Here is a 13,056-nt window from a genome sequence, read left to right on the forward strand (position 1 = left end):
AGTGGCTAAAACAGATAATAGTGGCACCGGACCGCGTGTCGCTGTTCAATAGGCGCAATTTAGCGGCCTGAGCCGAGGTTTGGTTCATGGGGGACTCGCTGAAAAGAGAGGACAATCTCTTCAACGAAAGGCGATGCAACCAGTTCCTGACGCAACCGGGCACAGCGCCGATTTGCGACAGCCTGAGTTGATATGTTGTCGGAACTTCAACGCGTCTTGGTTTCGACAATCAAATCCATGGAAAGGGTCATCTCCTCTCCTGCACCAAGCGCGCGAATACCCAGCATGGCCCGTTCGCCGTCGGGGCGGGACAGGGCGTCATTGGCGTGGGTCACCGGCTCCGCAACAAAGATGCCGCCCCCTGGCGGCGAATAGAGCTGGAAATACGGGACAGCAGGTGAGGACAGAATGAGGTCGAACGGGCGACCGGGCTCGCAAATGCGTGCCGTGCCGCTCCAGCCATCATAGCCGTTGTCGAGATCGCGTCCACAAACCGGCCCGTCGAGGGAGAAGCGGCCTGTGGCGGGAATGCGTTCCACCGGCAGCACGTCCTCGTCGACCGTCCAGACATGGCCGACGTCGGTTTCGAGCCGTGTGGTAGCGTCGCACAGGAAATAGGGATGGAAACCGAGCCCGCACGGCATGGGATCGGGTGAAAGGTTGCGGCAGGACAGAGTAGCGACCAGCCGATCGGCATGCAGATGATAATCGATCCGCGCCGCGTAATCCCACGGCCATTCGTCCGCCACATGATGATAGGTGAGGATGGCGCGATCCGCACCGCTGCTGTCGACGCGCCACGGAACCAGCCAGCCCTGCCCGTGCAGAGGGCTGGGATCGCCCTTCATATTGGGCGCAAGGAAGATGCGCCTGTCCTGCCAGACAAAGGTGCCGCCGCGAATCCGGTTCGAGAAAGGCACCAGGGGGAAACAGCCGCATGCGAGCGCATGTTGGGCGTCATCCGGGGCGGGGCGAAGGAGCGGAAAGGTCTCGTCATCCCGCCGATATTTGAGGCGTCCGATCGATCCGCCCCATTCGGGCAGGACAGTCATGCGGAGCGGACCGGACGTTAATTCCAGCATGAGAAGGGCCTGCAAAGCATGCGGCGGGCAAAGGTTCCCTTCCGTTCGTCGCATTTATGGGAATTTTCGCACGACTTAACGTAAAATGCGGATATTCTGGGCAAATAGTGGATGTGTTGGTTCAGTGTCCACTTATGCGGGGATGGCATATGGCAACGATGATGAGAGAGTTTGCACAGGTTCGTGAGCCGGTGGGGCTGGACGATCTGATCGAGGCGCTGACGCAACTGCGCGCGGCGCTTCCGGAAGGCGCGGAGGCTGATGTGCGGTTCAAGGGCGACGACGTATTCGGTCGCCAGATCTGCATTTCCTGGCTGCGCGAACAAACGGCCGAAGAAGCCGAGCTCGATGCACGCTATACCGCGGCGTCTGCCACGTCCCTGTCGCTCGCCGCCTGACATCACCATTCGGCAAAGCTGCCGTCGGCATTGTGCCACACCGGGTTGCGCCAGCGATGACGATCCCGGTCGGCGGCGCGAACGGCGGCTTCGTCGATATCGACCCCTAGCCCTGGCCCTTCCGGAATGGCGAGAAAGCCGTCCACCGTGGCCAGTACCTCGGGATTGGTAACGAAACTCAGCAGGTCGTGCCCGACATTGTAATGGATGCCGAGCGAGATTTCCTGAATCGCGACATTGGGCGTGCATCCGGCGAGTTGCAGGCACGAAGCGAGCGCCAGCGGCCCAAGCGGGCAATGCGGTGCGACCGCCACATCGGCGGCCTCCGCCATCGCCGCGATCCGGCGGCATTCGGACAGGCCCCCGGCATGGCTGAGGTCGGGTTGGATAATGTCGACCGTCGCACTCGCCAGTAAGGATTTGAAATCCCAGCGGGAATAGAGCCGTTCGCCCAGCGCGATCGGTGTGCTGGTAATCGCCGCAATCTGTGCCAGTCCCTCCCAGTTTTCCGACAGCAGCGGCTCCTCGATAAAGAGCAGGCCCAAAGGTTCGAGCATCTTGGCAAGCTGCTTCGCCATCGGCTTGTGAACCCTGCCGTGGAAATCGAGGCCGACATCCATCCCCTGCCCCTGCGCGGCTTCGACCCGGCGAACGACATCGTCGAACAGCCGGGGTGTACCCAGCCAGTCCAGTTCGGCGGTGGCGTTCATCTTGACAGCGGAAAAGCCCTGCGCCTTGCGGGCGGCGGCGGCCTCGGCGATCTCGTGCGGCCGGTCCCCACCGATCCACGCATAGGCGCGGATCTTGTCGCGCACCCGCCCGCCCAGCATGTCCCACGCGGGAAGGCCGGTTACACGCCCTTTCAGATCCCACAGCGCCTGATCGAGCCCGGACAGCGCGCTCATCAGCACCGGGCCGCCGCGATAGAAGCCGCCGCGATAGGCGATCTGCCAGATGTCCTCGATCCGGCGGGGATCATAACCCAAAAACCGGTCGCGCAGCGCCTCGAACGCCCCTTCTACCGCCTCGGCATGTCCTTCCAGGCTGGCCTCGCCCCAGCCGACGGCGCCATCCTCGCTCTCCACGCGGACGAACAGCCAACGTGGCGGCACCAGGAAGGTTTCGATGCGCCCGATCTTCATGTTCCGGGCTCCACAATGCTGGGGACGGGCGGTTCGTGGGCCATGCGCGCGGCCGCCTGCACCTGCTGTTCGCGTGCGTCGAGCCGGTTCCAGTGCGAAGGTGGAACAATCGGTACGGAGAGGCACAGGCTTTGCGCCGGGAGCACTTCCTTCCAGGATGCGATGAGCTCCTTGTACGCCCTGCCCACGGGGCGGATATTCCGGTCAAGGTCGTAGAGGCCCAGTGGATTGACGGTGCCGTTCTGTTCGCGGAGTGCGGTGTCCCAGTCGACCTGATCGGTCAGCGAATACCAGGTGAACCCGACGGTGGGGATGCCGACGTTGCGGATGCGCAGCACATTGGCCCATTCCTTCCACAGCCAGTTGACCGCCTCGTCGCCGTTCGGGCCTTCCTTGAAGTTGGTCTCGGTGTGCATGACCGGCAGGCCGTAGCGGCCGTAATATTGGCGCGTGATCTCGCTGTACCCGAACACCTCGCCGCTCGCCCAAGTGCGCCCGTCAGCGTGAACCCGGTGCTCGTTCGTGCAGTAATAGTCGTTGCCCAGGATGCAGTGCTGCTTCAGCCGGTTACCGAGGAAGAAATGATATTCCTCCTTCGTCATGCCGTTATCGAGCAGATATTCGTACATCTCGCTGTCGACCCGGCGGCCGTAATTGAGGTCGAGCGAGAGAAACCGCATCGAGTTGAGGATTTCGGCGGGGCCGATCGCGTCGGGGCTGTCGGCGTGGAAATATTCCGACGATTCGCTCTGGATGAAGATCGCATCGGGGCGTCGCTTCAGGATCGCCTGCATGGCCAGGACGTTCGCCTTGACGATATGCTTGAGCGCGGTGACGAAGGTCTGGTCGGTGGTCCCCTGCTCGTTCCACCATCCATATTTGGCGGAAAACATGGCGCAGATGAACATCTCGTTGACGGGCGTGTAGAGCTGCACCCACGGGAAGCGTTCGGCGAAATCCCCGGCGTAGCGGGCGAACAGGGCGGGGAAATCCGGGTTCTGGAAATTGCCGATCCAGTCGGGCACACCGAAGTGGCAGAGATCGACGATCGGATTGACATCGCGGCGGCGCAGCTCGTTGAAGGTGAGATCGGCAAACTCCCAGTCATAGCGGCCGGGACCAAGGTAGGTACGGTGGATCGGCGGCCCGTAGCGCAGAAAACCGATGCCCATTTCGCGCAGCAAATCGAAATCCGTCCGCCAGTGCCGATAATGGCCGCACACCTCCATCTGATCCACACGCGTGCGGCCGTTGTTGATCGTCGGAATGCTGTTTTCGATTCCGGTGCAGAACATGAAGTGGGTGATAATCCTTGCTCCTCAAGCATCGGGCCAAAAAGTGGGAACCGGCTTTTGGCGATAAACGATGCGACAACAGATAATGTTCAGCCGCCGAAGGGGACATCCGCCATGCCGCCGACCGCTGGTGTGGTTATAAAGAGCGCGCCCGCCAATGGTTGCCTCGCCAGCTCATTTTCCGGGATGCCGATGCGCGCTGATGTGATCACCAGCGTGTCGAGGCCCGACCCGGCGAACGTGCAACTGGTGGGCCGCTGCACCGGCACCTCCAGCGTCTCCACACAATGACCTTCGGGAGAAAGGCGGCGCAGGCACCAGCCGTCCCAGAAGGCGACCCACAGATGGCTCTGCGCATCGACGCTCATGCCATCGGGATATCCGTCCGCCCGTTCGAAATGGACGAACTCCTCGCGTGTCACGATCTCACCCGCTTCGTCGAGCGCGTAGCGATAGATCCGGCCGAGCGCGGAATCGGCGTGGTACATGATGCGATTGTCGCGGCTGAATGCCGGGCCGTTGGTCACCCGGTAGCCGCCATCCATCAGGGTCCAGTGGGTTGGCGAATCGACCCGAAACAACTGCCCGCTCGCCTGTTCCTCGGCATCGTCCATTGTCCCCGCCCAGAAGCGGCCCGCTCGGTCGACCTTGCCGTCGTTGCAGCGATTGCCGGGGACGTCGGGTTCCAGATCGGCCAGATGGTCATAGGCGCCGCGTTCCGGATCGATCAGCGCCAGCCCGTGCATTGTTCCGGCTATGAAACCGCCCGCCGCGTGCGGAGCAAGCGCAGTGACTGGCCAGGGCGGGTCATAGAGGGTGACGTCGCCGCTGGCCCAGTCCCGCCGCCAGATAGCGGGGGTGCGAATATCGACCCAATACAGGCTCTGGTCCCGCTCCACCCAGACCGGGCCTTCGCCCAGTCGGTTGCGGCATTCGACCAGAGGTGTCGCGGAGGAAGACATGGGCATGGATCAGGAAACCCGTCAGACGCGCGAGGGTTTCGCCGCCACCCGTCTATCACGCGTCTATTCGGCCAGTTGTGCGTTCATTGCGCGCAACACCGGAGGATCAACGTGGCGCAGAAGAGTTTCGTCGCCGTCGACTGGGGCACCAGCAGTCGGCGTATCTATGTCATCGAGGGCGGTACGGTGGTTGCCGACGAGCAGGAGGATTGCGGCGTCACGCGCTTTGCCCGCGACGATTTTCCCGCCGAGATCGCCGCGCTGCGCCGCCGTTTCGATGGACGGCCGCTGTTGCTGTGCGGGATGATCGGGTCAAACCGGGGGTGGGTGGAGGCCCCCTATGTGCCCTGCCCCGCCTCACTCGACGATGTGCGGAGTGGCGCAATCGAGCCGGACGACGGCGTCTTCATCATCCCCGGGGTGGCCTATGACGACGGCACCCGCTGCGATGTGATGCGCGGCGAGGAAGTGCCGCTCTTTGGTTCGGTGGCGCGCGGGCTTGTCGATCCCGACGCGCTGCTGTGCCACCCGGGAACGCACAACAAATGGGTGGAGCTGGAGCGGGGCAGGGTGGCCGCATTCCGCACCGTGATGACCGGTGAGCTGTTTGCGCTGCTGCGGCAACACAGCATCTTGGGAGAATTGTTGCAGGGCGACCCGCAGCCCGGAGCCGCGTTCCGGCGTGGGGTGGACCATGCGTTGAAGCACGCCGATCTGCCCGCCGCGCTGTTCGGCGCGCGCGCGGACCATCTGCTCGCGCGGCGGGAGGACGACCCTGCATCCTATGTCAGCGGGCTGCTGATCGGTACCGACATCGCCATCGGGCTGGACAATGCCGTGGAGCACCGTGGCCCGGTCGCGATCATGGCGCGGCGCGACCTCGCCCTGCTCTATCAGGCGGCGCTCGATGTCGCGGGGCGGGAAGGGACATTGATCGACAGCGACGAAAGTTTCGTCGCGGGCGTCGGTCTGCTGGCGGGAGAATTGTTGTGACAGTGCTGGAACGGTTTCACGCCCTGCTGGGCGAATGTCCGCTGATCGCCATCATTCGCGGTATCCGTCCGGACGAGGCGGAGGCGATCGGCGCCGCGCTCTTCGAAGCGGGTATCCGTATCATCGAGGTGCCGCTCAATTCGCCCGATCCCCTGCGCAGCATCCATACGCTGGCCGAGCGGTTCGGCGGCCGCGCGATCATCGGCGCGGGCACGGTCATGACCGTCGAAGAAGTCATCCATGTAGCCGAGGCAGGCGGGCAGATCATCGTGTCCCCGTCAACCGACACCGACGTCATCGCTGCGACGGTCGCAGCGGGGCTGGTGTCCGCGCCCGGCTATTTCACGCCCAGCGAGGCCTTCGCGGCGCACCGTGCGGGCGCCCACGCGCTCAAGCTTTTCCCGGCGGAGGGCGCGTCGCCCGCCGTGGTGAAGGCGCAGCGGGCGGTCTGGCCGATGGGGGTGCCGCAGATTATCGTCGGCGGCATCACGCCGGATAACATGGCGGGTTACTGGAAGGCCGGAGCCGACGGGTTCGGGCTGGGCGGTGGGCTGTACAAGCCGGGGCAGGGCGCGGATGACGTATCGCGGCAGGCGCGTGCCTATGTTGCCGCGTTGCGTGTGGCGCAGGAGGCGGGGCGATGAGCGATCCGGTCCGCATCGGCATCATCGGTCATGGCAAGATCGCGCGCGATGCGCACATTCCGGCGATCCGGGGCGCCGCCGACTTCGCGCTCTCCGCCATCTGCGACCGGAGCGGCCCGGGAGAGCCAGACGTGCCGCTGTTCCGTACGCCCGCCGCGATGTTTGCGGCGGGGGCGGTCGACGCCGTCGCTATCTGCACGCCCGCGCCGCCGCGTTACGCGATCGCGCGGGACGCCATCGCGGCTGGGGTAGCCGTGCTGCTGGAAAAGCCGCCCTGCGCCACATTGGGGGAGGTCGAGCAGCTGGTTGCTCTCGCGCAGGAGCGGTCCGTGCCGCTGTTCGCAGCATGGCATACGCAATATCACCCCGTCATCGATGCCGCCGCTGCGCTGGTCCGGCGCGAAGGGCTGGCGCATGTCGAAGTGCGGTGGGAAGAGGATGTGCGGAAATGGCATCCGGGGCAGGACTGGATCTGGCGTGCCGGGGGTTTCGGGGTGCTCGATCCGGGCATCAACGCCTTTGCGGTGCTGACGAAGTTGCTGGGCGCGCCCATTGTGGAAAGCGGGCGGTTCGAGATTCCGGCGGGCGCGGAAACGCCGGTCAAGGCTGTGCTGCACCTGAGCGCTGGCGATGCCGGGATCGACGCGGTGTTCGACTGGACCGTGACCGAACAGGACCGATGGACAATCGCCGTCGACACGCTGGCGGGATCGGCGCTGCTGCTGGATCTGGGTGATGGATCGCTCCGCATCGACGGGGAGCGCGCGCCGGTCACCGCCGATTACGGCACGGAATATGACGGCATCTATCGCCATTTTTCGACGTTGCTTCGTGAAGGCCGGTCTAGCGTGGAAATCACGCCCCTCCGCATGGTTGCAGACGCGATGCTGGTCGTGGAGCGATCGACGAGCCTCTGGACAATAGCCTGAACCCTCGTCCCGCCCGCTATCGGACTGTCCATAAAAAGGAACGCACGGACGCGTCCCCGCACTCGGGGAGGAACGGGCCGTTGCACCGCTCGTCTCCCGCTCGACAACCGCACCGACGGGCTTCCTCCAGCGTCAGCATGGCTCGCCCGTCACGATCCATTCCCCCACCTGTTCAGGAGAAGACCATGAGACATTCTTTCGTCTTTGGAGCCGTATTCCTCGCGCCGTCGCTGGCGTTCGTTCCTGTAACCGGTGGTGCCACCGAAGCCACCGCGACGGCCACAACGACCAGCGCGGCATCGTACATCGCGCAGGCGGGGGCTGGCGATCTGTTCGAGATCCAATCGTCGCAGCTCGCCCAGCAGAAGCGGGCGCACCAGATGGCGCTGGATCTGCACCAGAGCTATGGAACGCCGGGCGATCGGCCCGCCCTGAAGCAGGTGGCCGCCAAGGCGGTACCGATCGTCGAAAAACACATCGTCGCCCTGAAGGCCCTCTAGGCGCAATATTCTCACACCGACCGGAGTTCCTTTATGCGAACAATATTATGTGTCCCCGCCATCCTCTGCCTTGCTCTTGCCGCATGTGGCGGGAGTGAACAGGATTCCAGCGCCCTGAACAGCAGTGCGAATTCCGACATGATGATGAACAGTTCCACCGACACGATGGGGACGTCATCCAACATGGCTATGCCGCCGATGGACGCGACCAACGGTGCCGGGTCCATGAACGGACCGGGCAATAGCACCGGAACGACCGGAAGCGGCGGATCGGCCGTCCCCGGCGGTGCACCGACCGGCACCACGACCAGCGGCAGCACCACTGGTTCGATGGGTGGCACTGGCCAGTAACACCAGAACTTTTGTTACCTTTTTTGGGCGGCGCTCGGCTTCGGGTGTCGCCCTTTTCGTGTAACTCTAGCTGAGCCAGAAGCGGAGGATCGCCGCCCACAGCCCGACAAACCAGCCACGCCGCTTTGCCAACGGCGGCCGGTCGGGCAGGCTCGTCAGTTCTGGAATATCGCGGGCGTGCTGACCTTCACCATCTGCGCCAGCCGCGCCACGTCCCAGTTGGTGAGGCGCACGCAGCCATGGCTTTCCGCGCGGCCGATCGTTTGTGGTTCGCCCGTGCCGTGAATGCCGTAATGCGGCTTGGACAGATCAAGCCATGCCACACCCACAGGGTTGTTGGGTCCGGGCTTCAGCAGCGCAGACGCTTTGCTGTCGCTGACATCCCAGAACAATTTGGGGTTGTAGCGGAAGTCCGGGTTGCGGCTGACGCCCTGAATTTTCCAGGTGCCGATGGGCAGCGGGTCATGCGCGCTGCCCATCGTCGCGGGAAACTGGGCGATCAGCTTGCCTCCCTCGTCATAGGCGCGCAACGTGCCTTCGGACTTGTCGACCACCACTTTTGCCGCCTGCGGCTGTTTCGGCGAAACGGCGAGCTTTTGCAGCGTCGCGTTCCAGCCGCGCGCATCCTCGCCCAAGGTGGCAGGATCGATATCCGCGATGTTGGGCACGATGAGGCTCGCCTGCGCGGTGATCGGCCCGTTCCGGTTAAGCTGGGCCAGCACGGCGGGCGTGGTGTGGAAACGCTCGGCCAGCGCCTCGGTCAGGTCACGATAGCCGATGGCGGGCAGCTTCGCCTGTGCCGCAGCATCCTTGGGCAGGTTCGGGAAGAAGGGTCCGGCGGCAAAGGCCGGAGGAATGCGGACCGCGCGCATCGGTGCGACATCGCGCCAGCGGGTGAGCGCCTTGCGGGTCGGATCATCGAGCGTGCCGGTGGGGGAAAGATCGTTTGCCTCCTGAAAGCCGCGCAGCGCAAGCGCCAGTGACGGACCGGACTGGCCGTCGATAACGCCCGGCGAAAAGCCGAGCCGGTCGAGAACAACCTGAACGCGGAACGCTTCCGACACGGCCAGCGTCGCGGGGACCGGCCCCGCGTCCTCGAACCCCAGCGGAGTACCGGCATCGCGGGTGTCGACAGTTTTGGCGGGTGTGGCGTCTGCGGAATTGGACGGAGCTTCCTGGCATGCGGTGAGGAGGATCGGGACAAGAAAAAGGGTGGCACGCTTCAAGGGAGGCTCCTGCAACGGGGGTTCTATGCTCAACGCTGTGGGGCCGAGAACGATGCACGCCCTGCGACGGGGCGAGGAACTTACTTCCTTGCTGGCGCGATATGGTCACGAAGGCGCGTCTGCGGGCCTGCGCAGAATTGCCCCACCACGCGCCGCACGACAGCCGATACGAAGGAGCCACGCCGTGCCAGCACTATCCCACGCCGCCATGCGCCGCCGATGACCGAGCATAGTGCCGCAAAATCCGGTGAAGGACCGGTCGACGAAAAGGGCGAGCCCGTCGATCCGCAGGCGCTGGACGTGATCGCACAGACAGTGCCCGGCGCGACGGGCGAGTCCCCCGCAGACATGCCCGGTGCAGCATGGTGGGCTATCGTCAAGCGCGTCTACATCATGACCGGGTTTCATAATCTCAGCCTGTTGGCGGCGGGCGTTGCTTTCTTTGCATTCCTCGCTTTTGTGCCGCTGATCGCGTCGGTTGTTCTGGTCTACGGCTTGGCGGGCGATCCCCAGACGGTGGCGGGGAATATCGATCTCCTGCGCGGTATCGTGCCGTCCGAGGTTCTGACCATCCTGCGCGATCAGATGATTGCCATCGTTACGAGCAGCGAGACGGCCAAGGGGGTGGGTCTCGCGCTCGCGATCCTGTTCGCACTCTATGGTGCGATGCGCGCGGCTTCGGCCATGATGGCGGCCCTCAACATCATCTATGAAGAGCATGAGACGCGCAGCATTATCCGCACCACATTGGTGGCGGCGGCCATCACGGCTGGCATGGTCGGCGCGGGGCTGATCGGCACGGCGGCGATTTCGCTGTTCACCTATACCAGTAACGTTCTCGCCGCCTATCTGGGGGACGCGATCCGTTTGCTGATCCAGATTCTGATCTGGGCCGTCGCAGCGTGCCTCATCAGTTTCACCTTCGCGATCTTTTTCCGCTACGCGCCCGACCGGCGCGCGGCCAAGTGGCGCTGGTTGTCGGTGGGGTCGGGGCTGTCCACGATTCTCTGGCTGCTGACGACGCTGGGCTTCGGGTTCTACGTCGCGAACATCGGCGATTACAACGCGACCTACGGATCGCTTGGCGGGATCGTCATCTTTCTGATGTGGCTGTTCCTGTCCGCCTATGCCGTACTCATCGGGGCGGAGGTGAACAGCGAGATGGAGCGCCAGACGATGGTCGATACGACCGTGGGACCGGACCGGCCAATCGGCATGCGCGGCGCGGTCATGGCCGACAGCGTGATTGTCGATGAGGCGAGCCGGGCGCTGATGGAGAAAAAGCGGCGTCGCGATGCAGCGCGTCAGCTCGAACGCGGGCGCTGAGGCTGGCGATTATTCCTTGGCCAGCACCGCTTCGACCCGACCACGCAACCGTTCGACGGCGGCATCATGTATGGCGGGGGCACAGCACAATACGCCGAACGCGCTGGGCACCGGCCGGTTGAAGCGCAGCTTCCCGCCGAGCGCATCGGTCACGGTGGCGCCCGCCTCCTGCGCGATGAGGGCAGAGGCCGCGATATCCCATTCATTGCCCCAGCGGATCGTCGCCACGAGATCGGCCTCATCGGCGGCGACCATTGCCATGCGCAGGGCGATACTGTTGGGCTTGTGGACGGTGCGCAGATCGCTGTCGGCGCGCGGCAGGACATCGGACGGCACCCGTGCGCCAGGCAGGCGGGTACGCCCGCTCGCACTCAGCAAGGTTCCGTTGCGCCGCGCCCCCTGGCCCGCCTGTGCCACCCACAGCTCGTTGCGGGCGGGCGCGGCCAATATGCCGATGATCGCTTCGCCGTCCTGCACCAGTGCGACCGAGACCGCCCAGCCGGGCCGCCCGCCCAGATAATCGCGCGTGCCGTCGATCGGATCGACCACCCACAGGCGGTCGGTCGAGAGGCGATCCTGATTGTCGACCGTCTCTTCTGACAGCCACCCCGCGTCCGGGTCGATGGCGCGCAGGGAAGCGCGTAGCATGTGGTTGACCGCGATGTCCGCCTCGCACACCGGCTCGCCGGGCGACTTTTCCCAGCGCTCCACCCGCGTCTTGCCGCCTGCCCACAACGTCAGCGCGTGATCGGCCGCTTCCGATACCGCATCGATCAGGGGGCGGATCGCGCGATCAGCCACCAGCGACCATCATGCCGTCGATCCGCAGGGTCGGCACGTTCACAGCGTAACGGAAAACCAGATCGTTCGCGGGAACCAGTGCGGCGAACATATCCTTGAGGTTGCCCGCAATGGTGATTTCCGCGACCGCCTGCGCCACGGCGCCGTTTTCTATCAGGAAGCCCGATGCGCCCCGGCTGTAGTCGCCGGTCACGCCGTTGACGCCCATGCCGATCAGCTCGGTGACATAGAGACCGCGCTTGATGCCTTGCATGAGGTCGGCGGCGGTGGCCGTGCCGGGGGCGAGATGCACATTGGTTGCCGACACGCCGGGCGATCCGCCGATCCCGCGACTGGCATGGCCGGTCGGCGCGCCGCCCAGCTGCCGCGCCGATGCGCTGTCGAGCAGCCAGCCCGTGAGCCGCCCTCCCTCGACCAGCGCGGTCTGGTGCGTCGCAAGACCCTCGCCGTCGAAGGGACGGGAACGCAGTCCGCGCTTGCGCAGCGGATCGTCGATGATCCGGATCGCGCTGTCGAAGAGTTGTGTGCCCAGGTCGTCGAGCAGGAAGCTCGAACGCCGGGCGATCGAGGGGCCTGCGATTGCGCCGATAAGGTGACCGATGATGCTCGATCCAACGCGCGGGTCGAAGATGATCGGCATCGTACCGCTGTCGATCTTCACCGGATTGAGCCGCGCGACGGCGCGATGTCCGGCGCGGCGGCCGATATCTTCGGGATCCTCGATGTCGACCAGATGGCGCACCGAATGGCTGGCATGGTCGCGCTGCATCGACGCGCCCTCACCGGCCAGCACGCTCGCCCAGGTGCCGTGGCTGGTGGTCGCATAGCTGTTCGCAAAGCCGTGGCTCGTGACAAGCGCCACCTGCGTGCGGCCCTTGCTTGCGCCGCCGCCTTCGCTGTTGGTGACGCCAGGGACCGCACGCGCGGCCTCTTCCACGGCGAGCGCCCGTTCGCGCAGTTCGGCGGGTTCCGGGTCGGCATGATCGGCAAGGTCAAGGCCGGGCACACGGCCCCGCAGCAGCAGGTCTTGCGGCGCAAGCCCGGCATAGTCGTCTTCCGGAGCCTCCTTCGCCATGGCGACGCAGCGGTCGACAAGCGTGGACAGCGATGCGGGGTTCATATCCGACGCCGACACCGTCGCCGAACGCCTGCCCACGAACAGGCGCAGGCCAATCTCCTCACCCTCGGACTGCTCGACGTCTTCCAGTTCGCTCAGTCGCACCGACACGCCGGTAGAGGCATTCCCGATATAGATGGCATCGGCAGCGTCCGCCCCGACCTTGCGAGCCTGGTCGACCAGCAACTCCGCGCGATCCTGTGCCTGAGAAAGTGTGAGCATGAGGGGTGAGCAATTCCTGTAAAAGGGGTCCGGTGCCGGGCCTTAACGCCGCCGGAGAAAAGGTGCAA

Annotated in this window: 14 protein-coding genes; 7 read left to right on the top strand and 7 right to left on the bottom strand. The window is 64.7% G+C overall.

Going from position 1 to position 13,056, the window contains the following annotated elements:
• Positions 1-206: 206 nt before the first annotated feature.
• Positions 207-1,082, bottom strand: a complete 876-nt coding sequence (locus tag FHS92_RS09685; protein ID WP_221230974.1) for an aldose 1-epimerase — start codon at positions 1,080-1,082, stop codon at positions 207-209.
• Between the two features lie 158 nt (positions 1,083-1,240).
• Between FHS92_RS09685 and FHS92_RS09690 the strand changes: the two genes are divergently transcribed.
• Complete coding sequence (locus FHS92_RS09690; RefSeq protein ID WP_184079906.1) at positions 1,241-1,480, top strand: hypothetical protein; 240 nt, start codon at positions 1,241-1,243, stop codon at positions 1,478-1,480.
• Between the two features lie 2 nt (positions 1,481-1,482).
• Here the strand turns inward: FHS92_RS09690 and dgoD are convergent, their stop codons facing one another.
• From dgoD to FHS92_RS09705, 3 genes are all read right to left on the bottom strand, one after another.
• Positions 1,483-2,622 carry a galactonate dehydratase gene (gene dgoD, locus FHS92_RS09695; protein WP_184079908.1) on the bottom strand — a complete coding sequence of 380 codons (1,140 nt, stop codon included), beginning with the start codon at positions 2,620-2,622 and terminating at the stop codon, positions 1,483-1,485.
• Positions 2,619-3,917 carry a family 1 glycosylhydrolase gene (locus FHS92_RS09700; protein ID WP_184079910.1) on the bottom strand — a complete coding sequence of 433 codons (1,299 nt, stop codon included), beginning with the start codon at positions 3,915-3,917 and terminating at the stop codon, positions 2,619-2,621. Before FHS92_RS09700 ends, dgoD begins: the two co-directional genes overlap by 4 nt.
• An 89-nt stretch (positions 3,918-4,006) precedes the next feature.
• Positions 4,007-4,885: an SMP-30/gluconolactonase/LRE family protein gene (locus FHS92_RS09705; protein WP_184079912.1), complete on the bottom strand. Its 879-nt coding sequence runs from the start codon at positions 4,883-4,885 to the stop codon at positions 4,007-4,009.
• Between the two features lie 105 nt (positions 4,886-4,990).
• On the opposite strand from FHS92_RS09705, the gene FHS92_RS09710 reads away from it, so the two are divergent.
• The 5 genes from FHS92_RS09710 (at position 4,991) to FHS92_RS09730 (ending at position 8,296) form a co-directional block, all read left to right on the top strand.
• A complete protein-coding gene (locus tag FHS92_RS09710) occupies positions 4,991-5,872 on the top strand; it encodes a 2-dehydro-3-deoxygalactonokinase (RefSeq protein WP_184079914.1) in 882 nt (293 codons plus the stop codon).
• Complete coding sequence (locus FHS92_RS09715; protein ID WP_184079916.1) at positions 5,869-6,516, top strand: 2-dehydro-3-deoxy-6-phosphogalactonate aldolase; 648 nt, start codon at positions 5,869-5,871, stop codon at positions 6,514-6,516. The genes FHS92_RS09710 and FHS92_RS09715 overlap by 4 nt, the downstream gene beginning before the upstream one ends.
• A complete protein-coding gene (locus FHS92_RS09720; protein ID WP_184079918.1) occupies positions 6,513-7,445 on the top strand; it encodes a Gfo/Idh/MocA family protein in 933 nt (310 codons plus the stop codon). The genes FHS92_RS09715 and FHS92_RS09720 overlap by 4 nt, the downstream gene beginning before the upstream one ends.
• A gap of 185 nt (positions 7,446-7,630) precedes the next feature.
• Positions 7,631-7,945 (top strand): DUF4142 domain-containing protein, encoded by a 315-nt coding sequence (locus FHS92_RS09725; protein ID WP_246351892.1) that lies wholly within the window; start codon positions 7,631-7,633, stop codon positions 7,943-7,945.
• 33 nt (positions 7,946-7,978) lie between these two features.
• Positions 7,979-8,296: a hypothetical protein gene (locus FHS92_RS09730; RefSeq protein ID WP_221230976.1), complete on the top strand. Its 318-nt coding sequence runs from the start codon at positions 7,979-7,981 to the stop codon at positions 8,294-8,296.
• A gap of 155 nt (positions 8,297-8,451) precedes the next feature.
• On the opposite strand, the gene FHS92_RS09735 is transcribed toward FHS92_RS09730, so the two are convergent.
• Positions 8,452-9,522 carry a L,D-transpeptidase family protein gene (locus FHS92_RS09735; RefSeq protein ID WP_246351893.1) on the bottom strand — a complete coding sequence of 357 codons (1,071 nt, stop codon included), beginning with the start codon at positions 9,520-9,522 and terminating at the stop codon, positions 8,452-8,454.
• Between the two features lie 219 nt (positions 9,523-9,741).
• On the opposite strand from FHS92_RS09735, the gene FHS92_RS09740 reads away from it, so the two are divergent.
• Complete coding sequence (locus tag FHS92_RS09740; protein WP_184079922.1) at positions 9,742-10,848, top strand: YihY/virulence factor BrkB family protein; 1,107 nt, start codon at positions 9,742-9,744, stop codon at positions 10,846-10,848.
• A gap of 9 nt (positions 10,849-10,857) precedes the next feature.
• Here the strand turns inward: FHS92_RS09740 and FHS92_RS09745 are convergent, their stop codons facing one another.
• Both FHS92_RS09745 and FHS92_RS09750 read right to left on the bottom strand, forming a co-directional pair.
• A complete protein-coding gene (locus tag FHS92_RS09745; RefSeq protein WP_343056712.1) occupies positions 10,858-11,649 on the bottom strand; it encodes a 3'(2'),5'-bisphosphate nucleotidase CysQ in 792 nt (263 codons plus the stop codon).
• A complete protein-coding gene (locus FHS92_RS09750) occupies positions 11,642-12,988 on the bottom strand; it encodes a TldD/PmbA family protein (protein WP_184079924.1) in 1,347 nt (448 codons plus the stop codon). Before FHS92_RS09750 ends, FHS92_RS09745 begins: the two co-directional genes overlap by 8 nt.
• Positions 12,989-13,056 lie beyond the last annotated feature (68 nt).

Origin of the sequence: Sphingobium subterraneum, from assembly GCF_014199435.1 — a bacterium.
Classification (GTDB): Bacteria; Pseudomonadota; Alphaproteobacteria; order Sphingomonadales; family Sphingomonadaceae; genus Sphingobium; species Sphingobium subterraneum.

Bases quoted from the DNA above. Each gene is read 5' to 3' on its own strand.
- FHS92_RS09725 (WP_246351892.1), top strand. From the start codon at position 7,631: ATGAGACATTCTTTCGTCTTTGGAGCCGTATTCCTCGCGCCGTCGCTG.
- FHS92_RS09705 (WP_184079912.1), bottom strand. From the start codon at position 4,885: ATGCCCATGTCTTCCTCCGCGACACCTCTGGTCGAATGCCGCAACCGA.
- FHS92_RS09700 (WP_184079910.1), bottom strand. From the start codon at position 3,917: ATGTTCTGCACCGGAATCGAAAACAGCATTCCGACGATCAACAACGGC.
- dgoD (WP_184079908.1), bottom strand. From the start codon at position 2,622: ATGAAGATCGGGCGCATCGAAACCTTCCTGGTGCCGCCACGTTGGCTG.
- FHS92_RS09740 (WP_184079922.1), top strand. From the start codon at position 9,742: ATGACCGAGCATAGTGCCGCAAAATCCGGTGAAGGACCGGTCGACGAA.
- FHS92_RS09720 (WP_184079918.1), top strand. From the start codon at position 6,513: ATGAGCGATCCGGTCCGCATCGGCATCATCGGTCATGGCAAGATCGCG.
- FHS92_RS09730 (WP_221230976.1), top strand. From the start codon at position 7,979: ATGCGAACAATATTATGTGTCCCCGCCATCCTCTGCCTTGCTCTTGCC.
- FHS92_RS09690 (WP_184079906.1), top strand. From the start codon at position 1,241: ATGATGAGAGAGTTTGCACAGGTTCGTGAGCCGGTGGGGCTGGACGAT.
- FHS92_RS09685 (WP_221230974.1), bottom strand. From the start codon at position 1,082: ATGCTGGAATTAACGTCCGGTCCGCTCCGCATGACTGTCCTGCCCGAA.
- FHS92_RS09750 (WP_184079924.1), bottom strand. From the start codon at position 12,988: ATGCTCACACTTTCTCAGGCACAGGATCGCGCGGAGTTGCTGGTCGAC.